This window comes from Aeromonas sp. BIGb0445, from assembly GCF_024809075.1.
Taxonomy (GTDB): domain Bacteria; phylum Pseudomonadota; class Gammaproteobacteria; order Enterobacterales; family Aeromonadaceae; genus Aeromonas; species Aeromonas rivuli.
In genome coordinates, this window is record NZ_JANUES010000007.1 from 11,888 (window position 1) to 33,944 (window position 22,057).

The window sequence follows — 22,057 nt, forward strand, 5'->3', positions numbered from 1 at the left end:
GGGGATCGATGTGTCCCCTGTGGCATCAGCCCGCCTTGCGACGCAGGTAGATGCCCGCTTCCATATGATGGGTCCAGGGGAACTGATCAAACAGGGCGAGCCGGGCCACCTCGTGGGTCTCTCCCAGGGCCTGCATATTGTCGATCAGGGTATCCGGATTGCACGAGATGTAGAGGATGTTGTCGTACTCCTGCACCAGCTTGACCGTGGCCTCATCCAGCCCGGCGCGGGGGGGATCGACGAAGATGGTGTTGCACTGGTAGGCGGCGAGATCTATGCCCTCCAGGCGATTGAACGTCCGTTCGCCACGCATCGCCATGGTGAACTCCTCGGCGGACATGCGCAGTATGATGAGGTTGTCCACGCCGTTGGCGGCGATGTTGAACTGGGCAGAGGCCACGCTCGGTTTGGCGATCTCGGTGGCCAGCACCTTGCGGAAATTCTGGGCCAGGGCGATGGAGAAGTTGCCGTTGCCGCAATAGAGCTCCAGCAAGTCCCCCTCGCTGCCCCGGGTCACGTCCTGGGCCCAGCCCAGCATCAGCTGGTTAATCTCGGCGTTGGGCTGGGTGAAGCTGTTCTCCACCTGCTGGTAGATGAGCTCCCGGCCCTGCACCTTCAGGGTCTCGACCACGAACTCTTCCCCCAGGCAGATCTTCTGCTTGTGGGCCCGACCTATGATGCGCACGTCAAAACCCTGCTCCTGCAAGCTGGCACGCAGCACCTCGGCGGCAACCTGCCACTGGTCGTCGAGGCGACGATGATAGAGCAGGCTGATGCAGAGCTGGCCGGAGAGGGTGGAGAGGTAGTCTATCTGGAACAGCTTGAAGCGCAGCGCCTTGACCGGGCGCAGGCCCTCGAGCAGGGGCTGCATCACCTGGTTGATCAGGGCGCTGGCGGCCGGGAACTGATCGACCCGGATGCGCTCGCGACTCTCCTGATCGAACATCACATGGTAGAGGTCATCCTCTTCATGCCAGAGGCGAAACTCGGCTCGCATCCGATAGTGCTCGGCCGGGGAGGCGTAGACCTCGAGGGCAGGAGGATTGAAGCCGGCAAACAGGGCCTGCAGGCGCTGGGCCTTGGCCGCTAACTGGGCCTGATAAGCAGCCGGGGTTCGCTCGGATTGGGTCATGACATACCTCGAGATGCGGCCGATGGGGCCGGGCAGAAAGCGGTGGGCGGCACAGGGCCACCCAAAGGGGCATGATTTTAAAAGTCAGCCGCAGATTGTCCAGTTTTTTATGGTCAATAAGTAGCCGGTCAGTTTATTCCGCAGGATGAAGATGGGGAGCGCTGCGGGGAGTGCGACCTTATGGTCGCTAAATCCCCCCTCTTTGCCTGCTCGATGGCAGGAGGGATCCGCAGAGGAGGGCGAGATCATTTTTGTGGTCAAGAAGCGCTCATCCTGGCCGATAAGCTGCTAACGGGGATTGTATGAGGAAGTCATGATGCAGATGGATGGCATGGGGGCGGGTCAGCCCAGACGGATGAGTGGCGAGGTGCGCACCGATGAGGCGCGCCATGGCAAGGCCGGGGAGACACCGGGCAAGGCGTTGGTCAATGCTCCTGCGAGCGACGCCAGCAACAGGCTCAGTGATGACGAGGTGATCCTGAACCGGGCACCGCGCTGGGCGCAGGGACTGGTGCAGCAGGCGTTGCAGTTCCATCTTCAGGTCAACGGCAAGGGCTATCAGGCACCCAGGGTCGAGCCAGCCGCCGAGATCACCCCGGAGACCCTGTTCGACTTCCAGGCGGTGGCCGACAACGTGCTGCACTTCGTGACCGGCCGACTCGGCGCGGCGCGGGCCGATGGCAAGTCCGACGAGGCCCTTGCGGACATGATGGCCCAGGCCCGCAAGGGGGTGAACATGGGCTTTGCCGATGCTCGCCAGCAGCTGGGTGACAAGGCGACCGACAACGAAGATATCAAGACCGGCATCGATCAGAGCTACAAGCTGATCCAGGACGGGCTGGATCAGTTCGAGCAAGCGTTCTTCGGGGAAGTGTCAAATGTCGATCTGAAGGCGGCCGAGATGGCCGATCGCCAGCAGGGCACCCTGGAGATAGAGACCCGGGGTGGGGACAGGGTGATGCTGCGCTTCAACGACAGCTGGCAGCTCAAGTCCCAGGAGCAGGGCAATGCCAGCCAGTTCAGCCTCAAGTTGAGTCAGAACTTCAGCTTCTCCCTCGAAGGGGATCTGGGGGATGCCGAGCTCGCTGCCATCGGCGATCTGGTCAAGGGACTCGACTCCCTGGCGGACCATTTCTTCAACGGCAAGCTGGGTCAGAGTCTGGATCCGGCCCAGCTGCCCGGGCTGGATGACGGCCAGCTGGTGGCCTACTCCCTGCGTCTCAAGCAGTCGAGCCGCCTCAGCCAGAGTTATCAGGGCAGCAGTGCCCTGCAGCAGAGTCTGGCTCCCCTGGCGGACTATCTGCCCAGGCTGGCGGGCTGGCAGCAACAGGCCGATGCCCTGTTGCCGGAGAGTCAGCAGCAGGCGCTGACGCCGACCGTGCTGGCGGCGCGCGGGGACGATGCCAGCCAGGAGGCCAGCTTCATCGACACCAACCAGCGTCTGCTCAACGCCTATCGACTATTGGGCACCGCCTGAGGTTTTGATGAGAGAGCAGGGCGCGCCGGTTTGCCTGGGGCGCGCCGGGCTGGCACACTGCGACTTTTCCCGTGAGTGAGAATGCCATGGACCAGCAGTCAGAATCCAACCCGGCCCAGGATGAGCCGGGTGCGGCCCCTTCAGAGCGGCAACCTGTGCAGCAATCCGCGCGCCAACGCAGCCACAAGCGCCCGAAAGACATCCGCGAGCTCTGCTACCCCTTCATCTACGAGACCCAGTTCCAGTGCGACTACGAGATAGCGACCGATGAACTCTGCTGTCAGGTCGGTGGGGTCATGGCCATGCTGCCCGGGGAGCGCAACGAGGGAGAGGCCGCCGTGTTTGCGGATCTCGACCAGCTGCAGCGGCTTATCTACAACCTCAACGGCTCGGTACGCGGTCGGCTCGGCATCTTCGAGGAGGACATGGCCTGGCTCAAGGCGCGTTACGATTTCTACAACGAGGCCAGCCGTGGCCGGGTGATCGGCTTCGTGCTGCCCCGCGGCCCCCAGCCGATCCCGGCCCTGCATCTGTGCCGCTGTGCCAGCAAGAAGGTGGTGCGCCTGCTGGTGCGCCTCGAAGAGAGCGGTGTCTCGTACGATCCCATCTTGCCGCGCTTCGCCAACCTGCTCGCCAACTTCTTCTTCGTGCTGACCGTCTTCCTCAAGCAGGAGTGGCAGGTCCCCGAGGTGAGCTACGTCAGCATCAACTACTGAGCCCCATGTCACCCCACAAAAAAAACCGGAGCCCAGGCTCCGGTTTTTGTATGGTCCATGTCCGGGCCTGGCCCCGTCGAACTGACTAGCTGGAGAGCAGCACCCGGGCAGAATTGGCCGGTATGGTCAGGTGCAGCTGGCCCTGTATCACCTCGAACTTGTCGCCGTTGAAGGCGTCGGTGAAGCGGCTGGCGGGGCTGGCTGTCTGCCACAGGGGCAGGCGGATGGTACGCGGCTCGCTCGGGTGGCGGTTGCAGGCCACCACCACCTGATCGCTTTGCAGGGTGCGGGCGAACACATAGCTGTGGGCGCCCGCATACAGGGTCTGGATGTCGCCCCGACGCAGGGAGGGACGCTGACGGCGGATCTGGGTCAGGCGGCGGTAGTGCTCATGCAGCACATGATCCCAGGTCGTGCTGTCCCAGGGGAAGCAGCGGCGGCAGTCGGGGTCATTGCCGCCGGAGAGGCCCACTTCGTCGCCGTAGTAGATGCTGGGCGTGCCAATGTAGGTGAGCAATAAGGTGGCGGCCAGCATCATCCGTGCTCTGTCTTCACCGAGCAGGTAGAGGAAGCGGGCGGTGTCATGGCTGTCCAGCAGGTTGAACTGGGCGAGCTGGTTCTTGAAGGGGACATGGGCCCGGGCCAGTTTGAGCCAGGTGTCCAGCTCGGCGGCGCTGATCTTGATGGGGTGATAGGCGATATCCTGCCCGGCCAGGAAGGCGCGGATCGGGTGGGCGAAGCCGTAGTAGTTCATGGCGCCGTCCTCCTGATCCCCCTGCAGCCACTGGCTCGCCTCGAAGAAGTGCTCGCCAAGCACATAGGCGTCGGGATTCTCCTGCTTGAGGGTATGGCGGATGGCGCGGACATGGCCGGGGTTGCCCTCGGCGGTGCCGCGCTCCCCCAGCATGTGGATGACGTCGAAGCGCCAGCCATCTATCTGGTAGGGCGGCCGCATCCAATGGCGCAAGATGGCGTCTTCGGCGCGATAGACGGCGTCCTGCACCTGCTCGCTGGCAAAATCCAGCTTGGGCAGGCTGCGGATCCCCTTCCAGCTCACATAGTCCCCCTCCTGATCGAAGGTATAGAACTTGCGAAACGCCGAGTCCGGATTACCCATGGCCCCCTGGGGCGGGCAGAACCAGGGGTGCTGGGTCGAGGTGTGGTTGACCACGGCGTCCAGGATGATGCGCATGCCCCGCTGGCGCAGGTTGCGGGTCAGTTCGGCCAGCCGTTCGTTGCTGCCCAGATGGGGGTCGACCCTGTAGTAGTCCTGGGTGTCGTACTTGTGATTGCTCGGCGAGGCGAAGATGGGGTTGAGATAGAGCGCCGTCACCCCGAGGGAGTGCAGGTAGTGCAGCTTGGCGTCTATTCCCGCCAGGTCGCCGCCATAGAACTCGCAGCTGGCGGTGCCTTCACCCTGCTGGCTGACCGGCTCGCCCCAGGCCTTGCTGATCACCGCCTTGCCGCCGTACTCATACTCGTGATGACGCACGCTCAAGGCGGGATCGCCGTTGCAGAACCGGTCGGGAAAAATCTGGTAGAACACCTGATCCTGCACCCAGGTTGGCGGCTGGTGGCGGCTGTTGTAGCGAAAATGCTGCTCGCGGGGCGGCACTGAAGGGCTTGTCCCGGCGCCGTGCAGCCACCACTGGCCCTCGTCGGTCAGGCACTTGAAGCAGTAGAGCTGCAGATCCTGTCCCTGCGCCAGAGGCAGTCTGACCTGCCATATTTTCAACCTGTCCCGGCTCGCAACCTGAGCCATGGGCAGCAGGTACTCCTCGTTATCCGGCTCGTGGCGCAGCCAGACCTCGCGAATGGGGGCGGTTTGCTCGCAGAACAGGGTCAGCAGCAGGGAATCGGGCCCTTCCTGAAACCAGGGGGCCGCCTGAGGGTGAAACAGAAACGGGATATCTTGGGTCATAGGCTCACTGGGTCAGGAGTTCGGCGAGGGCGTTGCCCTGCTCATGGAGCGTCTCAAGCTGCGCCGCCAACTGGCTGATATCCAGCCCCAGGGGCTTGGCCAGCGGGGTCGGGAAGCGGGCAATGATGGTCTGGGCCGGGACGCCGGCATGCCAGGCGAAGGAGACAAATACCGCCAGCCGGATCAGCAGGGCATCGCGGCTGACCGGTTGATGGGCAAGGGGGTCGAGTTGCTGGTCGATGGCGACCACGAAGGCGGGCGCCAGCTGCCAGCGCCGGGCCAGCTCGGCGCCGAGCTGGGCATAGTCGTAGCCGAGCATCTCGCGCTGGGCATCGACCCGGCTGCTGCCCTGTTGCACCGCCAGATGGATAAGCTCCGCCTCTTCGGGCAGGGCACTCTGGATCAGCAGCTCCCCAATGTTGTGGATGAGGGCGCAGGTGAAGGCGGTTTCGGGATCCATCTCCTTGGCTTGCTGGGCCAGGATGCGGGCTATGGTGGCGACCTGAAAGGTCTCGGTCCAGAAGCGGTGCTTGTCGAAGCTGGGGGGGGCCTTGAAGCTGCCAATGATGCTGGACGCCACGACCAGGGAGCGCAAGCGGTTGAAGCCGAGCCGGATCACGGCCTGCTCGATGGAGGTGACCTCTTTGCCCCGGCACAGGGCGGCGGAGTTGGCGAGGCGAAGTACCTTGACGCTGATCACCTGGTCCATGGCGATCTTGGCGGCTATCTTGTCGATCTGGGCATTTTCATCCCCGAAGCTCTGCATCAGTTCGTGAAGCAGCTGGGGTATGGTGGGCAGTTGTTTAATCTTGTCAAACAGGTGATCCATCGACATGGGGGCCGCCTCCGTTGCGTGCACTGCCCATATTGTGCCACATACAGCGGCCTTGTTCCTGATGCGCTGTCCATTATTGCGTGACAGAGCGGCCGTGGCCGTGCTCCTGTTTGTGGTGGCCTTGGGTGGCGGAGCCCGGGTTTAGTAGACCCAGTCGCGCAACGTGTATTCCAGACGATGCTGTTTTCCCTGCAGGATCAGCCGCTGGGTGTCACCCTCCAGGGTCGCGCCCTGTTGCAGGGTGTCGAGCACGGCCTGCTCTATGGTGTCGAGGGGGGCCAGGCAGGCCATGCTGGTGCTGCCGAGGTTGGTGACCTTCAGCCGATCGCCCTTGAGGCGACCCTGACCGAAGTAGCGGTTGCAACCGGCGATGCCGTTGACGGTGAAGTGTTCGCCTATCTCGAGATCCGGCCTGTTGCGGGCAGGTACTGTGATGGGTTGGTCATCCAGCTTGTCCAGCACCCAGTGGTGGTGCATGAGATCCTGGCGGCTCAGTTGGGGGGCCGAGCTGCAACCGCCGAGCAGGAGCAGGGCGAGCACCAGCAGCAAAAATCTGTACATGGGAGGGCTCCGGTAATAAGTGCCCTAAGGATAGCGTCAGGGAGAGGGTGGGGGCAGGGGCGCAGGGCGCTCCCCCGACCGCTTCTGTCGCCCCGAGATGACCTGGGAGCCTCCCATGACTGAATGGGTGCCGATAGCGGCCAAGCCAGACGCCACTGCCCGGAAATAGATGCGGCGACCCTGAGGTCGCCGCTTTTTTGCCGCTATGGGCCTGAACTCCAGCTGGGTCAAGAGCCAAACAGCCGCTCGGCGTAACGGGCCAGGCCGGAGGCGACCGAGCCGAAGTCATCGCCGCCATCTACCGGGATAGCGGGCAGCTTGGCGTTGATGTAGGTCTTGATGAGGGGAGAGCGGGCGCTGCCGCCAGTGACGAAGACGCGATCCGGCATGACCCCGGCGGCGGCAATGGCTTCGTCCATCAACTCCCCTATCTTCTCCAGCAGAGGGGCGGCCGCCGCGGCCAGCTGATCCCGGGTCAGTTCGGCGTGCAAATCCCGCTCCAGCTCGGTGAGTGGCTGCTGGCAGTGTGTCTGATCCGAGAGGCTGATCTTGCCCTGCTCGGCGCGCCAGACCAGCTGGTGGCTGAGTTTGTGGGCCCGCAGTCGCGTGAGGCGTCCCAGCTTGCTATCCGGCTGGCTGTCGAGCTGCAGCTCTTGCAGGGAGCGCGCCGTCTCCAGGCTGTAGAAGCGGCTCTGGGCGCTGACGTCATTGATGGCGGCGGCATCCCAGAACAGCGGATGGGGCAGCGGCTTGCCGGTCTTGAGGGTCTCATGCATGCCGAGCAGGGGCATCATGCCCTCGACGGTGAGGCGGATATCGAAGTCGTTGCCGCCGATGCGCTGACCGCTGTGGCCGAGCAGATCGCTGCTGCGATCCAGCCGGTCTCGATAGCCGGGGCCCATGCGCAGCATGGAACAGTCGGTGGTACCACCGCCGATATCCACCACCAGCACCACGGCATCCTCGCTGAGGCGAGCCTCGAATTCGAAGCCGGCGGCCACGGGTTCATAGAGAAACTCCACCTGCTCGAAGCCCGCCAGTCTGGCGGCCTCGCTGAGGATGGCGATGGCCTGGCGGTTGCTCTCCTCCCCTGCCAGCCCCTGGAAGTTGACCGGGCGACCGATCACGGCGCTGCGCACCGGCTGGCCGAGCTGCTGCTCCGCCTCTTGGCGCACGTGCAGCATCATGGCGCAGACGATGTCTTCAAACAGCGCTATCTGTGGCGGTTTGAGGCCGTAGGCGCCGAGGAAGGACTTGGGCGACTTGATGTAGTAACCCTCATCCGGGGCTTCCAGATAGCGCTCCAGGGCTGCGCCACCGAAGCTGAGTTCGTCGATCAGCCCCTCGTCCCGCATCTGGCGGCGTACCGACTGGGCACGCTGCACCACAGGGCCACGCAGCTTGAGGTAGCTTTGTTGCTGCGTCGGAGATAGCCCTTCGGCGAGCAGACCGGCGATGGCATCCCGGTGCGGAGCGTGCAGGGTAGAGGGCAGGTAGTGGGAGGCGCCGAGGGACAATAGTCTGGGGCTGCCTTGCTCCATCACGGCGACGGCGCAGTTGGATGTGCCGTAATCGAATCCGATAATCATGGGCGGCGGGCTCCTGTCTAAAAAGGGGCCGGACAGCCTAACGAATTGCGCCGACTCTCACAAGTCGGCGCTGGATATTAGAAAGAGTGGTGCTCGCCTGCCAGAGGCGATCCGGGCTGAGGCATCGACCTCGTTGTCGCTGCGGCCCTGGCTCTCGATGGCCTGGATGTTGCCGAGGGTGGTGTCGGCCCTGAGGGACGTGCCGGGGCGGCTTGCCTCAGGCATCAACCTCGTTGGGGCAGCTCCCGCTCTGTGCTATGGCCTGGATGTGGCTGAGGGTGGTGTCGGCCCTGAGGGACGTGCCGGGGCTGCTTGCCTCAGGCATCGACCTCGTTGGGGCAGCTCCCGCTCTGTGCTATGGCCTGGATGTTGCCGAGAGTGGTGTCGGCGATGGCGTGCAGGGCTTCGCGGGTCAGGAAGGCCTGGTGGCCGGTAAACAGCACGTTGTGGCAGGCGGAGAGGCGGCGGAACACGTCATCGGTGATCACCTCGTTGGACTTGTCTTCGAAGAAGAGATCCTCTTCCTCCTCATAGACGTCCAGCCCCAGGGCGCCGATGCGGGAGGTCTTGAGGGCCTCGATGGCGGCATTGGAGTCGAGCAGGCCGCCCCGGCTGGTGTTGATGATCATCACCCCGTCCTTCATCTTGGCGAAGGCCTCCTTGTTCAGCAGGTGGTAGTTCTCCTTGAACAGCGGGCAGTGCAGGCTGATGACGTCGGACTGGCGCAGCAGGGTATCGACATCCACGTACTCGGCGCCCAGATCGATGGCGGCCTGATTGGGATAGGGATCGCTGACCAGCAGACGCATGCCGAAGCCCTTGAGGATGCGCAGGGTGGCGATGCCGATCTTGCCGGTGCCTATGATGCCGGCGGTGCGGCCGTGCATGTTGAAGCCGACCAGGCCTTCCAGGGAGAAGTTGGCGTCGCGGGTGCGCTGGTAGGCCTTATGGATGCGGCGGTTGAGGGTCATCATCAGGCCGACGGCGTGCTCGGCGACCGCCTCGGGGGAGTAGGCTGGCACCCGCACCACTTTCAGTCCCAGCTCCTTGGCGGCGACCAGATCCACGTTGTTGTAACCGGCGCAGCGCAGGGCGATCACCTGGGTGCCGTTGGCGGCCAACTCGGTCAGCACCTCCCGGTCGGCGTCATCGTTGACGAACAGGCAGACCACGGGGAAACCATGGGCAAGGCGCGCCGTCTTGGTTTCCAGCCGCACATCGAAGAACTCCAGCTCGAAGCCATACTGGCTGTTGGCCTGGTGGAAGTGTTCCTTGTCGTAACTCTTGGTACTGAACAGGGCGACGCGCATTGTTGAATCTCCAACTTGGGTTATGTGGTTAATTTACAACAAGGAGGCGAGCGCGGCACCTGAAACCGCTGCCGACTCACCAGGTGACGAGAGCTTGGGGTTGTCTTGATGAAAACCAACCAGACTGCTGGGGTCGCGCCGCCTCGGAAATCGGCCACGCTGATTTACTCCAGCTCCACCTGTGGGCGGAAGGTCATCTCGTGCATCACCACATCGTCTGGCAGTGAGAGCAGTTGCACCAGGGTGCGTGCCACACTGGCGGGCTGCATGTATTGCGGCCTGGCCTGGGCACGAAAGCCGGTATCTGTGCCCCCCGGGTAGAGGGTGGTGACCTTGATGCCATGGGGTTGGGCCTCCTTCATCATCACCTGACTCAAGCCAGCGAAACCCTGCTTCATGGCGGTGTAGACCCCCATGGTTTCACTGCTGCGCTTGGCGACCGTGCTCACCACGTTGATGAGATAACCCTGGCCGCGGGGCTGCATCGACTTGAGCGCCTCCCGTGCCAGCAGATACGGGGCGCGCAGGTTGATGGCGTATTGCTGGTCAAACTCCTCCAGGGTGGTGTCCACCAGGGGGGCCTTGCGGCTATTCATGCCGGCGTTGTTGATCAGCACGTCTATGGGGCCAAGGGCCTGCTCGGCGCTGGCGTAGAGGGCGAGCAGGGCGACCGGATCGGCGAGATCCGCCGTCTCCCCCAGGCAGCCGGTCTCCCGCTTGAGGCGGGTCAGGGCCTCCTGGTTGCGTCCGGTGGCAAAGACCCGGTAACCCTGCCGGGTCAACTCTTCCACCAGGGCATAGCCTATGCCGCTGGTGGCGCCTGTTACCAATACGGTCTGGTACATCTGCAACTCCACATTCTGTGCAACGATCGGGTTTGGCGCCCGGGGATCACCCGGGCAGCGGCACGCTATCCCCAGGGCATGATGGGCACGGCGCTGACCGCGCTCTTGTAGGAGCCGTCAATCAGCTTGGTGCTGTAGGTGAGATAGACCAGGCTGCCCCGCTTCTTGTCGAAGAAGCGCACCACTTTTTGCTCCTTGAACACCAGCGAGGTGTTGACGTCGAACACCTCCTCCCCCTGTTTCAGCTGGTCCGGTACGGCAATGGGGCCGGTCTGATGGCAAGAGAGGGAGGCGTGGGAGGGATCCTCGGCCAGACCCAGTCCGCCCTTGACGCCCCCCGTCTTGGGACGAGCCAGATAGCAGGTGACGCCGGCAATGTCAGGGTCATCGAAGGCCTCGATCACTATCTTGTGATTGGGTCCGAGCAGCTTGAAGGCGGTGCTCACCTCGCCGACCGTATCGGCCTTGCCATGGGCCAGGGCGGGGAGCAGCAGGACGGCGGTGAGCAGAGTGTTCAGGAAACGCATGGGTCTCTCCATATCGGCATCAATAACGGATGGGCAGCGGTCGTTACTGACCCTGGCTGGGGGGATAGTCCCAATACTGGGCCGGAATGCTGCGCAGCAAGGGGGTCATGTCCGGGTTGGCCAGCTTGATGGTGGTGCGACCGGCCAGATTGGCGCTGGCCAGGGCGGTGCGAATGGCCGGGTTCTCCCGGAAAAAGCGCATGAAGCTGCCATCGGCGTAGGCGGATTCCAGCCCCCGGGTGAGGGCCTTGGCCAGTTTGGGGTATTGAGGACTGACGAAGAAGAACTCGGCGAAGGGGTAGCGGATCAGCAGGTGCTGCTCTACTACCAGATTTGGATATTGGCTCGCCAATTCCCGCTGTTCGGCGAAGATCTCCACAATATTGCGCGGGAAGAAGTCGAGTCGACCGCCGTCATTCATCAGGCGGAATAGATTGGTGAAGCGGGTCATGTAGGTGGGGATGCCTGCCGCCTGATAGATCTTGTTGTCGGACCAGCCGATGCCTTGGGCGGCTCTCATCTTCTTGAGCTGCTCCAACGTCTCTATCTGGCTGAACTTCTCCTGATCCTTCTCATGGATGAAGGAGAGTCTCAACCCCTCCAGGCCGCGAAACAGCGGCACAGGCACCGCCAACAGGGCAGACTCCAGGGCGCTGGAGGTGCCCATCCAGAACAGATTGATGGTTTTGCCGGTTTTGAGCTGCTGTTGCAGGGTGAACTGGTTCAAGTCGACATCGACCTGCTCTATCTTGAATGCTTGCCCCGAGTGGCGCAGGGCCAGATCCAGCAGCTTGAGCTGATAGTCACTGTCCAGGTGGTTGACGGGACGCTTGGGGATCTTGACCACGAGATCTTGCGCCTGAGCCAGCAAGGGCAGGCACAGACACAGGGTGATGAGCCATTTCACTGTCTGCTCTCCTGAAGAGTCTGGGAAACTGTCCGGAGTCTAACAGAATAAAGTGCTATCGCCTCGTGTGGAGCGCTCGCTCGCAGGTTGGTGACGGGTGACGGGTGACGGATGGCAAGGAGAGGAAACAACCCGGCCCCGGTGCATGACCTGGGCCGGGCATATATCAAGCGACGCGGCGGAATACGTGAGTGTCGTTGAATTCCTTGGTGCTCTGGCATTCGACGCAGTAACGGGATTCCGGGCGGGCCTGCAGGCGCTTGAGAGAGATCTCGTCGCCGCAGGACTCGCAGTAGCCGAAGTCGCCCTCGTTGATGCGACGGATGGCTGCCCTCAGCTTGCGCAGGTGCAACTTGTCGTGCTCGATACGGTTGAGCTCCAGGCGGCGGGCCTCTTCGATGCTGGCCCGGTCAATTTCATCAGCCATCTCGTTGGTATCGGTGGCGATGGCCTGGCTGGCCTGGGAGTTGAGGCGCTCTTCGAGTTCTGCAATTTGCGCCTCCATCTGTCCCTTGTAGTAGGCCAGTTGGTCTTTTGTCATGAAATCACACATAAGGTTTACCAGTCAGTTACTAACCCAATTTTCCGTAGTTATGGGGGCGGTCTGCGCGCAGTCCAAGCCCTGTGTCCTCGATTTACCACTGATCCTGATGAAAAGCGTGCAAATCAGGGCGGGCCTTGTACCAAAAAAACGGCAGCAAGCAAAGCTCGGTGAGCGAAGAGTGTGCGCCTTTGCAAATAATCGGTGGGGAGAAGACGGGTTCTGACTGAGCACGAGTCGCTACGACGATCCTTGTCGGCACGGGGTGGCGCCTGAGGTTTTCTTCCTGTGAGTGTTTAGTATTTCGCATCGAACTGGTCATTATCCAGACGGTTATTTATTGTTTTTTAAACAGACCTGCTTGACAGACGCCATAACGGCGGGCTTTTATGGAGTCGGAGATTACATATCTGCAACAGGGGTGTTCCATATATTAGACACCCCTGCCAATGACAACCGTCAAGTCGGGGTTTAACATGGACAGTATCAAGGGTTGGATGGATGCCAACCGAATCACGGAAGTGGAATGCCTGATACCGGATTTCACCGGCAACGCCCGGGGAAAGATCATTCCGGCCAGCAAGTTTCTGCGTGAGGGTGGCATGCGCCTGCCCGAAGTTATTTTCATCCAGACAGTGACCGGGGATTACCCGGATGACGACAGCATGATAGACCCGCTGGAGCGGGACATGCATCTCTTCCCCGATCCCAACACCATACGTTTCGTGCCCTGGGCGCTGGAACCCACCGCCCAGGTGATCCACGACTGTTTCGACACCAGCGGCAACCTGATCGACATAGCGCCACGCTCCGTATTGCGCCGGGTGCTCTCCTGCTTCGACAAGCAGGGCTGGAAACCCGTGGTCGCGCCCGAACTGGAGTTCTATCTGGTCAAGCGCAACGAAGATCCTGACTACCCCCTGGTGCCGCCCATCGGCCGCAATGGCCGCCCGGAGACGGCTCGCCAGTCATTCAGTATCGATGCGGTCAACGAGTTCGATCCCATCTTCGAGGACATGTACGACTACTGCGAGGCCCAGAATCTGGAGGTCGATACCCTGGTCCACGAGTCCGGTGCCGCCCAGATGGAGATCAACTTCCTCCATGGGGATGCCATCGAGCTGGCCGATCAGGTGTTCCTGTTCAAGCGCACCATGCGTGAGGCCGCGCACCGTCACGGCATCTACGCCACCTTCATGGCCAAGCCGATGAGCGACGAGCCGGGGTCGGCCATGCACATCCACCAGAGCCTGGTCGATAGCGAAGGGCGCAACCTGTTTGGCACTGAGAATGGCGGCAACACCGAATTGTTCCTGCACTTCATCGCCGGCTTGCAGAAATACACGCCGGCAGTAACAGCGCTGCTGGCACCGAACGTCAACTCCTACCGCCGTCTGACGTTCGGTGAGAGTGCGCCACGCAACGTGCAGTGGGGGGTGGAGAACCGCACCTGCGGCCTGCGCGTGCCTTATTCCGAGACCAGTGGCCGTCGGGTTGAGAACCGTTTCGCCGGCGCTGACGCCAACCCTTATCTGGCGCTGGCCGCGACCCTGGCCTGTGGCTATCTCGGCATGCAGGAGAAGCTCATGCCCCTGCCCGAGATGAAGAGCAGCGCCTACGACCTGCCCTATAGCCTGCCACGTACTCTGGAGGAGGCTCTGAGCCACCTGGAACAGTGTGAACCCATCAAGGAGATGCTGGGTGAGCGCTTTGTTGAGGCCTTCGTGGCGGTCAAGCGCAAGGAGTACGAGACCTACTTCGGGGTGATCAGTCGTTGGGAGCGTGAGTTCCTGCTGCTGAACGTCTAGCCCCACATCAGGGGAGGCCGACAGGGTCTCCCCCGCTCATATCGAAGGAACCGAGGAGCAATTCATGTCGAATACCAAAGCGTGGCAGCAACAAGACGCCAGCCACCATCTGCACCCCTTTACCCATTTCCAGGCCCTGAACCAGAAGGGCAGCCGCATCATCACCGGGGCGCAAGGGGTCTATCTCGAAGACTCTGAGGGGCACAAGATCCTCGATGGCATGGCGGGTCTCTGGTGCGTCAACATGGGCTATGGCCGTCAGGAGCTGGTGGACGCGGCCACCCGGCAGATGCAGCAGTTGCCCTATTACAACCTCTTCTTCCAGACCAGCCACCCGCCAGCGGTGCAGCTTGCCACCCTGTTGGCCGAGGTGACGCCGGCCCACCTCAATCGTGTCTTCTTCACCGGCTCAGGTTCTGAGTGCAACGACACCGTGCTGCGCATGGTGCGCCACTATTGGGCGAGCCTGGGGCAACCGGACAAGCAGGTGATCATCAGCCGTCATAACGCCTATCACGGCTCCACCGTGGCCGGTGCCAGCCTGGGCGGCATGTCGGGCATGCATGCCCAGGGCGGTTTGCCGATCCCGGGCATAGTGCATATCGATCAGCCCTATCACTTCGGTGAGGGTCAGGGCATGACGCCCCATGAATTCGGCCTGGCCCGGGCCCGTCAGCTGGAAGAGAAGATCCTGGCGCTGGGGGTGGAGAAGGTGGCGGCCTTCATCGGCGAACCCATTCAGGGCGCTGGTGGCGTCATCATTCCCCCTGACAGCTACTGGCCCGAGATCCAGCGCATCTGCGACAAGTACGGCATCTTGCTCATCGCCGACGAGGTGATCTGCGGCTTCGGTCGGACCGGACACTGGTTTGCCAGTGAGGACTTTGGCATCAAACCCGATCTCATGTGTCTGGCCAAGGGCATCACCTCCGGCTATCTGCCCATGGGGGCCGTCATGGTCGGCGACAGGGTCGCCAAGGTATTGATCGAGCAGGGCGGTGAGTTCAATCATGGCTTCACCTACTCGGGCCATCCGGTCGCCTGCGCCGTGGCCATTGCCAACATCCAGCTTATGCAAAGTGAAAGCATAGTTAAGCGGGTACATGATAATATCGGCCCCTATTTGCAGCGTCGCTGGCGCGAACTGGCCGATCATCCCATCGTCGGGGAAACCCGGGGCAAGGGCTTGGTGGCTGCGCTGGAAATAGTGCAGGACAAGGGGACAAATGCCCGCTTCCCGGCCTCGGCCAATGCGGGCATGACGTGCCGGGAGTTCTGCTTTAACAATGGCTTGGTGATGAGGGCTGTCGGCGATACCATGATCATATCGCCCCCCTTGGTGATCACCGAGGAACAGGTTGATGAATTGGTCAATTTGGCCAGGCGCAGTTTAGATCTGACGGCAGAGAGGCTGGCAGGTTAATCGAGCCCTGGCCCGATTGCCGTGCGCATACATTTGCTTAGGAGACAAGGATGATGTCTTTCAAAACAGGAATGCTGGCCGCCTCCATGGCGCTGGGTCTGTTCAGTGCCGGTGCCATGGCCGATGACAAGGTGCTGCATGTCTATAACTGGAGCGACTACATAGGGCCCACCACCCTGGAAGACTTCCAGAAAGAGACGGGCATCAAGGTCGTCTATGACGTGTTTGACAGTAATGAAGTGCTGGAAGCCAAGCTGCTGGCAGGGAGCTCCGGCTACGACGTGGTCGTGCCGTCCAACCCTTTCCTGGCCAAGCAGATCAAGGCGGGCGTATTCCAGAAGCTGGATAAGACCAAGTTGCCGAACTGGCAGAATCTGGACACCTCCTTGCTCAAGGCGCTGGAGCCGAGCGACCCGGGTAATCTGTACTCGATCCCCTATCTGTGGGGCACCATCGGCTACGCCTACAACATCGACAAGGTGAAGGCGGCCCTGGGGACGGATGCGCCAGTCGATTCCTGGGATCTGGTGTTCAAGCCAGAGAACATGGCCAAGCTGAAAGAGTGTGGCGTCTCCTTCCTGGATTCACCGACCGAGATGCTGCCGGCTGCCCTGAAATACCTGGGCTTCAAGCCAGACAGCCAGGATCCGAAAGAGCTGAAGAAGGCCGAGGAGCTGTTCCTCTCCATTCGCCCTTATACCGCCTATTTCCACTCCTCCAAGTACATCTCGGATCTGGCCAACGGCAATATCTGTGTGGCCGTCGGCTACTCGGGTGACCTGCAGCAATCCAAGTCCCGGGCGATCGAAGCCAAGAATGGCGTCAATCTGACCTATGTCATCCCGAAAGAGGGGGCAGGCAGCTTCTTTGACATGCTGGCCATCCCGGCCGATGCCAAGAACGTCGAGTCCGCCCATGTGTTCCTCAACTACCTGATGAAGCCCGAGGTGATCGCCAAGATCTCCGACGCGGTCAGCTATCCGAGCGGCAACAAGGCCTCAGTGCCGCTGGTGTCCGCCGAGATCCGCAACGATCCGGGTATCTATCCGAGCGACGAGACCCTGGCGAAGATCTACACCTTCCCGGATCTTCCCGCCAAGGTGCAGCGTGTCATGACCCGCAGCTGGACCAAGATAAAGTCCGGCAAATAACCGCAATACCCCTCCCGGTCTGCCGTTTGGCCGGGAGGGTTCCCACGCAAGGTGGGCAGACGACCGTATGGATGCGGAACCTCTCTTCCAAGGACATAAAGGAGTTAAGACGTGCACATTTCCAAGATAATGACGATGACCCTGACACTGGGGTTGGCAAACGCAGCACTGGCGCAGCCGGTGGTGCATTTTTACAACTGGTCTGACTATATCGGTGAGACCACCCTCAGTGATTTCCAGAAGGCGACAGGCATCGAGACCGTCTATGACGTGTTTGATTCCAACGAAACCCTGGAAGGCAAACTGCTGACAGGGCGCACCGGTTACGATCTGGTGGTGCCGTCCAACAATTTCCTCGCCAAACAGATAAAGGCCGGTGCTTTCCAGAAACTGGACAAGTCCCTGCTGCCCAATATGGTCAATCTGGAACCGACTCTGATGCATCAGCTTGAGAAGGCGGATCCGGGTCACCTCTATGCGATCCCTTATCTGTGGGGCACCAATGGCATTGGTTATAACGTTGACAAGGTGAAGCAGGCGCTGGGGGTCGACAAGATAGACTCCTGGGGGATGCTCTTCGAGCCGGAAAACATCAAGAAGCTGACCCATTGCGGGGTGGCTTTCCTCGATTCTGCCGATGAGATGATCCCGGCCGTGCTCAATTACCTTGGCAAGGATCCCAACAGTCACGATCCCGCCGACATCAAGCTGGCGGAACAGAAGCTGCTGGCGGTACGCCCCTACGTCACCTACTTCCACTCTTCCAAGTACATCTCCGATCTCGCCAACGGCAACATCTGTGTCGCCGCCGGTTTCTCGGGGGATGTGTTGCAGGCGGCCGCGCGGGCCGAGGAAGCAGGCAAGGGCATCAATATCGCCTACAGCATTCCCAAGGAGGGCGGCAACCTCTGGTTCGACATGCTGGCGATCCCCACCGATGCCAGCAATGTGAAAGAGGCCCATGCCCTGATCAATTATCTGCTTACCCCGGAGGCGATAGCCAAGGTGAGCGATTATGTGGGCTACGCCAACCCCAATGCCAAGGCGGGACCCTTCATGGATGAGAGCGTCCGTGACAACCCGTCTGTGTACCCCCCCCAGGATGTGCTGAAGCGGCTCTATGTGCAGGAGGCACATCCCCGCACAGTACAGCGCCTGATGACCCGGAGTTGGACCAAAATCAAGTCCGGGACCTAACCTTGGCGCCCGCTTGGGCGCCAGTTGTTTTTATGGATTGACCCTCCGGTCACTATTTCAAGTCGGGAGTGAGTGGTAATGGCAATAGCCTCCAGCGCCTATAAGAAAGCCCTCGAGGGCAGCCAGCAACCCAAAGAGGTGCTGGTAAAAATAGACAGGATCAGCAAGCAGTTCGATGAGACCCTGGCGGTCGACAACGTCTCGCTGACCATCAACAAGGGCGAGATATTTGCCCTGCTTGGCGGCTCCGGCTCGGGGAAATCCACCCTGTTGCGGATGCTGGCAGGCTTCGAGCGTCCGAGTGAGGGACGGCTCTTCCTCGATGGGGTCGACATCACCGACATGCCGCCCTATGAGCGTCCGATCAACATGATGTTCCAGTCCTATGCCCTGTTCCCGCACATGTCGGTGGCCCAGAACATCGCCTTCGGCCTCAAACAGGACGGTCTGGCCAAGGCCGAGATCGACGCCCGGGTGGAGGAGATGCTCAAGCTGGTGCAGATGAGTCAGTATGCCAAGCGCAAACCCCATCAGCTCTCAGGTGGTCAGCGCCAGCGGGTTGCCCTGGCCCGTTCCCTGGCCAAGCGCCCCAAGCTGTTGCTGCTCGATGAGCCCATGGGGGCACTGGACAAGAAGTTGCGTTCGCAGATGCAGCTCGAGCTGGTGGAGATCATCGAGCGGGTCGGGGTGACCTGCGTCATGGTGACCCATGATCAGGAAGAGGCCATGACCATGGCCGAGCGTATCGCCATCATGCACCTGGGCTGCATCGAGCAGATTGGCAGCCCGAAAGACATCTACGAGACCCCGGTCAGTCGGCAGGTGTGTGAGTTCATCGGCAACGTCAATCTGTTCGATGGCTTGCTGGTGGCGGATGAGCAGGACCACGCCATCATCGCCTGTGCGGATCTGGAGCAGCCCATCTATGTGGGGCACGGCATCAGTTCCCGCGCCGAGAACAAGAAGGTCTCCTACGCCTTGCGTCCGGAGAAGCTGCTGATGAGCACTCAGAAACCGAGTGAGCTGGAGCATCCCGACTTCAACTGGACCACAGGACAGGTGTACGACATCGCCTATCTGGGCGGCCACTCCGTTTATCACATCCAGCTGCCCTCGGGCAAAATTGTGCAGGCCTTCATCGCCAATGCCGAACGTCACGGCAAGCGGCCGACCTGGGATGACCAGGTGTTCCTCTACTGGGAAGATGACAGCGGCGTGGTATTGCAATCATGACCCCACTGAGACGACTCAAGCGGTTGGGGGGCCGCCAGCTGGTGATCGGCATCCCCTTCTTCTGGCTGTTCCTCTTCTTCCTGCTGCCCTTCATCATTGTGGTGAAGATAAGCTTCGCCGAAGCGGACGTGGCCATTCCTCCCTACACAGACGTGGTGAGCTGGGCCGATGATCAGCTGACCATATTGCTGAATCTGGGCAACTATGTGCTGCTCGGCGATGATGATCTCTATCTGGCGGCCTATCTGGGCTCCCTCAAGATGGCGTTCTTCAGCACCCTGATCTGCCTGCTGATCGGCTACCCCATGGCCTATGCCATCGCCCGGGCCAGCAAGGAGAATCAGACGGTACTGCTGCTGCTGATCATGATGCCGACCTGGACGGCCATCCTGATCCGGGTGTATGCCTGGATGGGCATTCTCAGCAACAATGGCCTGCTCAATGGCTTCTTGCTGAACATGGGGCTCATCAGTGAGCCTATCCAGATCCTCAATACCAACCTGGCGGTCTATATAGGCGTGGTTTACTCCTATCTGCCGTTCATGATTTTGCCGCTCTATGCCAACCTGGTGAAGCATGACATGAGCCTGCTGGAAGCCGCGGCCGATCTGGGGTCGAGCGACACCAACAGCTTCTGGAAGATCACGGTACCGCTCTCCAAGAACGGCATCATCGCTGGCTGCATGCTGGTGTTCATTCCGGTGGTGGGTGAGTTCGTCATCCCCGAACTGCTCGGCGGTCCCGAGACCCTGATGATAGGCAAGGTGATGTGGCAGGAGTTCTTCAACAACCGCGACTGGCCCGTCGCCTCGGCCCTGGCTGTGGTCATGCTGGTGGTGTTGATCATCCCCATCATTTTGTTCAACCGTAACCAGGCCAAAGAGCTGGAGGGCAAGGCATGAAGCGCATCAATTTTCCCAGCCTGATGCTGGTACTCGGCTTGCTGTTTATCTACCTGCCCATGGTCATCATGGTGATCTACTCCTTCAACGCCTCCAAGTTGGTGACGGTCTGGGGGGGCTGGTCCCTGAAGTGGTATTTTGGGCTGCTCGAAAATACCCAGCTGATGACGGCCGTGATGCGTTCTCTCGAGATCGCCTTCTACACTGCCATCGCCGCGGTAGCATTGGGCACCCTGGCAGCCTTCGTGCTGACCCGGATCGCCAATTTCAAGGGACGCACCCTGTTTGGCGGCATGGTCACGGCACCCCTGGTCATGCCTGAAGTGATCACGGGCCTGTCATTGCTGTTGCTGTTCGTGGCCATGGCGCAGCTGGTGGGCTGGCCCGCCGAGCGGGGCATGGTGACTATCTGGATCGCCCACACCACCTTCTGTACCGCCTATGTGGCCGTGGTGGTGTCGGCACGGTTGAGAGAGCTGGATCTCTCCATCGAGGAGGCGGCCATGGATCTGGGGGCCAAGCCCTGGAAGGTGTTCTTCCTGATCACCATCCCCATGATCGCCCCCTCGCTGGCCGCCGGTGGCATGATGTCATTCGCCCTGTCGCTGGATGACCTGGTGCTCGCCAGCTTCGTCTCCGGGCCTGGCTCAACTACCCTGCCGATGGAGGTATTCTCCGCGGTGCGTCTGGGGGTCAAGCCGGAGATCAACGCGGTGGCGAGCCTGATATTGCTCTCCGTTTCCATCTTCACCTTCGCCAGCTGGTTCCTGATGGCCCGTGCCGAGAAGCGGCGCCGGGCGGAAATCTCCCAGATGCTGCAGATGCAGTCGGTAACCTGAGTCTGATAACATCCGCATTCTCTCGTCAATCAGGAGGATGAGAATGCGGATTTCCCTCTTCACTGGATCTGGTGCCGAACTGGCCCCCGGTCTGGTCAGCGCCATTCACAAGTCAGTCGTCACTGATGCCATCTTCTGCTCCTTTCAGGGGCTGAGCGGAGACGAGCAGACCGAGACTCGCCATCATGGCGGCATAGAGCGCGCCCTGCACTACTACCCCGCGGAACATTATGCCTGGTGGCAGACCTGGCAACAGGCCATGGCACTGCCCGAGCCCGGGACTCCCTGGCAGCCGGCGGCCTTTGGTGAAAACCTCTCCGGGCTCGGCCTGACCGAAACCGCTGCTTGCATCGGTGATGTTTATCGGCTCGGTGAGGCACTCATCCAGATCAGCCAGCCGCGCTCCCCCTGCTTCAAGCTCAATCTGCGCTTTGGTTATGCCCAGGTCTCCCAGGTAATGCAGCTCAGTGGCCGCTGTGGCTGGCTGCTGCGGGTGTTGGAGGAGGGGGTGATAGCGCCGGATGCCGAGCTGATCCTGGTGGATAGCCCCTATCCTGCCTTAAGCGTGAAACGTTGTGCCGACATCCTCTTCAATCAGGTGCGCAATGAAGATGATCTGCTGCTGCTCACCGAGACCCCGGCCCTGTCGCCGGGTTGGCGGCAGCATGCGGCGCACTGGTTGGAACACGGCACTGTCGCGGACTGGAGCCGTCGTCTGATGGGGCCGGCAGCTTTTCGCCCGGTGGTATGAAGATGGGCAAAGGCGATGGCTCAGGTGACTGGGCTGTCCCGACTGGGCGGGATTTTCGACGCTTGGCGCCGATCGCCCAAGAGTTGAACTAACCACGGCTTTTTTAGGCGTTAACTGAAAAAAGACTTGTGCCTTGTGCGGGCATTAGGTAAATTCTCGCCCCGCAGACATCGGTGTGTAGCGCAGCTTGGTAGCGCACTTCGTTCGGGACGAAGGGGTCGGAGGTTCGAATCCTCTCACACCGACCATTTTTAGAAAAGGCCGCTCAATAGAGCGGCCTTTTCGCATTCTGACATCCAGCAGTTTTCCGTTCGGGTCATGGCATTGCGCCAGTTGCCCCACTGAGAGTGGTGCTGCATTCAGCCGTGGGTGGCGCGCACAAAAAGTCGGGC

The 22,057-nt window shown here is 61.1% G+C and carries 21 protein-coding genes and 1 tRNA gene; 11 read left to right on the plus strand and 11 right to left on the minus strand.

The window, feature by feature from the left end:
- Positions 1–25: 25 nt before the first annotated feature.
- Positions 26–1,132 carry a tRNA (uridine(54)-C5)-methyltransferase TrmA gene (gene trmA / locus M2367_RS14200; protein WP_259237068.1) on the minus strand — a complete coding sequence of 369 codons (1,107 nt, stop codon included), beginning with the start codon at positions 1,130–1,132 and terminating at the stop codon, positions 26–28.
- 316 nt (positions 1,133–1,448) lie between these two features.
- On the opposite strand from trmA, the gene M2367_RS14205 reads away from it, so the two are divergent.
- Together M2367_RS14205 and M2367_RS14210 are read left to right on the plus strand one after the other, a co-directional pair.
- On the plus strand, positions 1,449–2,609 hold the full coding sequence (locus M2367_RS14205; RefSeq protein WP_259237127.1) for a DUF5610 domain-containing protein: 1,161 nt from the start codon (positions 1,449–1,451) through the stop codon (positions 2,607–2,609).
- An 86-nt stretch (positions 2,610–2,695) separates the two neighbouring features.
- Positions 2,696–3,325, plus strand: a complete 630-nt coding sequence (locus tag M2367_RS14210) for an ATP--cob(I)alamin adenosyltransferase (protein ID WP_259237069.1) — start codon at positions 2,696–2,698, stop codon at positions 3,323–3,325.
- An 85-nt stretch (positions 3,326–3,410) separates the two neighbouring features.
- Here M2367_RS14210 and malZ read toward each other — a convergent pair whose 3' ends face one another.
- The 10 genes from malZ to M2367_RS14260 form a co-directional block, all read right to left on the minus strand.
- Complete coding sequence (gene malZ / locus M2367_RS14215) at positions 3,411–5,246, minus strand: maltodextrin glucosidase (RefSeq protein ID WP_259237070.1); 1,836 nt, start codon at positions 5,244–5,246, stop codon at positions 3,411–3,413.
- Positions 5,247–5,250: 4 nt separating this feature from the next.
- Entirely contained in the window at positions 5,251–6,081 is an 831-nt protein-coding gene (locus M2367_RS14220; RefSeq protein ID WP_042042526.1) for an HDOD domain-containing protein, read from the minus strand.
- Positions 6,082–6,222: 141 nt separating this feature from the next.
- Entirely contained in the window at positions 6,223–6,642 is a 420-nt protein-coding gene (locus M2367_RS14225) for an META domain-containing protein (RefSeq protein ID WP_259237071.1), read from the minus strand.
- A gap of 227 nt (positions 6,643–6,869) precedes the next feature.
- Complete coding sequence (gene yegD / locus M2367_RS14230) at positions 6,870–8,231, minus strand: molecular chaperone (protein ID WP_042042528.1); 1,362 nt, start codon at positions 8,229–8,231, stop codon at positions 6,870–6,872.
- Positions 8,232–8,288: 57 nt separating this feature from the next.
- A complete protein-coding gene (locus tag M2367_RS14235) occupies positions 8,289–8,456 on the minus strand; it encodes a hypothetical protein (RefSeq protein ID WP_259237072.1) in 168 nt (55 codons plus the stop codon).
- Between the two features lie 92 nt (positions 8,457–8,548).
- Positions 8,549–9,541 carry a 2-hydroxyacid dehydrogenase gene (locus M2367_RS14240; protein ID WP_259237073.1) on the minus strand — a complete coding sequence of 331 codons (993 nt, stop codon included), beginning with the start codon at positions 9,539–9,541 and terminating at the stop codon, positions 8,549–8,551.
- A gap of 164 nt (positions 9,542–9,705) precedes the next feature.
- Positions 9,706–10,386 carry an SDR family oxidoreductase gene (locus M2367_RS14245; RefSeq protein ID WP_259237074.1) on the minus strand — a complete coding sequence of 227 codons (681 nt, stop codon included), beginning with the start codon at positions 10,384–10,386 and terminating at the stop codon, positions 9,706–9,708.
- 65 nt (positions 10,387–10,451) lie between these two features.
- Positions 10,452–10,913, minus strand: coding sequence for a CreA family protein (locus M2367_RS14250; protein ID WP_224431525.1), 462 nt, complete (start codon positions 10,911–10,913; stop codon positions 10,452–10,454).
- A gap of 43 nt (positions 10,914–10,956) precedes the next feature.
- Positions 10,957–11,820, minus strand: a complete 864-nt coding sequence (locus M2367_RS14255) for a hypothetical protein (protein WP_259237075.1) — start codon at positions 11,818–11,820, stop codon at positions 10,957–10,959.
- 166 nt (positions 11,821–11,986) lie between these two features.
- Positions 11,987–12,373 carry a TraR/DksA C4-type zinc finger protein gene (locus M2367_RS14260; protein WP_005890616.1) on the minus strand — a complete coding sequence of 129 codons (387 nt, stop codon included), beginning with the start codon at positions 12,371–12,373 and terminating at the stop codon, positions 11,987–11,989.
- A gap of 464 nt (positions 12,374–12,837) precedes the next feature.
- On the opposite strand from M2367_RS14260, the gene M2367_RS14265 reads away from it, so the two are divergent.
- The 9 genes from M2367_RS14265 (at position 12,838) to M2367_RS14305 (ending at position 21,913) form a co-directional block, all read left to right on the plus strand.
- Entirely contained in the window at positions 12,838–14,169 is a 1,332-nt protein-coding gene (locus M2367_RS14265; protein WP_259237076.1) for a glutamine synthetase family protein, read from the plus strand.
- Between the two features lie 64 nt (positions 14,170–14,233).
- Complete coding sequence (locus M2367_RS14270; protein WP_259237077.1) at positions 14,234–15,592, plus strand: aspartate aminotransferase family protein; 1,359 nt, start codon at positions 14,234–14,236, stop codon at positions 15,590–15,592.
- A 53-nt stretch (positions 15,593–15,645) separates the two neighbouring features.
- On the plus strand, positions 15,646–16,743 hold the full coding sequence (locus M2367_RS14275; RefSeq protein WP_084218214.1) for an extracellular solute-binding protein: 1,098 nt from the start codon (positions 15,646–15,648) through the stop codon (positions 16,741–16,743).
- A 135-nt stretch (positions 16,744–16,878) separates the two neighbouring features.
- Positions 16,879–17,940, plus strand: a complete 1,062-nt coding sequence (locus M2367_RS14280) for a polyamine ABC transporter substrate-binding protein (protein ID WP_259237128.1) — start codon at positions 16,879–16,881, stop codon at positions 17,938–17,940.
- Positions 17,941–18,018: 78 nt separating this feature from the next.
- The gene (gene potA / locus M2367_RS14285) at positions 18,019–19,173 is read left to right on the plus strand and encodes a polyamine ABC transporter ATP-binding protein (RefSeq protein WP_042042539.1); all 1,155 of its coding nucleotides are present in this window, start codon (positions 18,019–18,021) and stop codon (positions 19,171–19,173) included.
- On the plus strand, positions 19,170–20,075 hold the full coding sequence (locus M2367_RS14290; protein WP_042042541.1) for an ABC transporter permease subunit: 906 nt from the start codon (positions 19,170–19,172) through the stop codon (positions 20,073–20,075). Before potA ends, M2367_RS14290 begins: the two co-directional genes overlap by 4 nt.
- Positions 20,072–20,914 carry an ABC transporter permease subunit gene (locus M2367_RS14295; RefSeq protein ID WP_042042543.1) on the plus strand — a complete coding sequence of 281 codons (843 nt, stop codon included), beginning with the start codon at positions 20,072–20,074 and terminating at the stop codon, positions 20,912–20,914. Before M2367_RS14290 ends, M2367_RS14295 begins: the two co-directional genes overlap by 4 nt.
- Before the next feature lie 43 nt (positions 20,915–20,957).
- Complete coding sequence (locus M2367_RS14300; protein WP_259237078.1) at positions 20,958–21,665, plus strand: MOSC domain-containing protein; 708 nt, start codon at positions 20,958–20,960, stop codon at positions 21,663–21,665.
- 171 nt (positions 21,666–21,836) lie between these two features.
- A tRNA-Pro gene (locus M2367_RS14305) sits at positions 21,837–21,913 on the plus strand.
- Positions 21,914–22,057 lie beyond the last annotated feature (144 nt).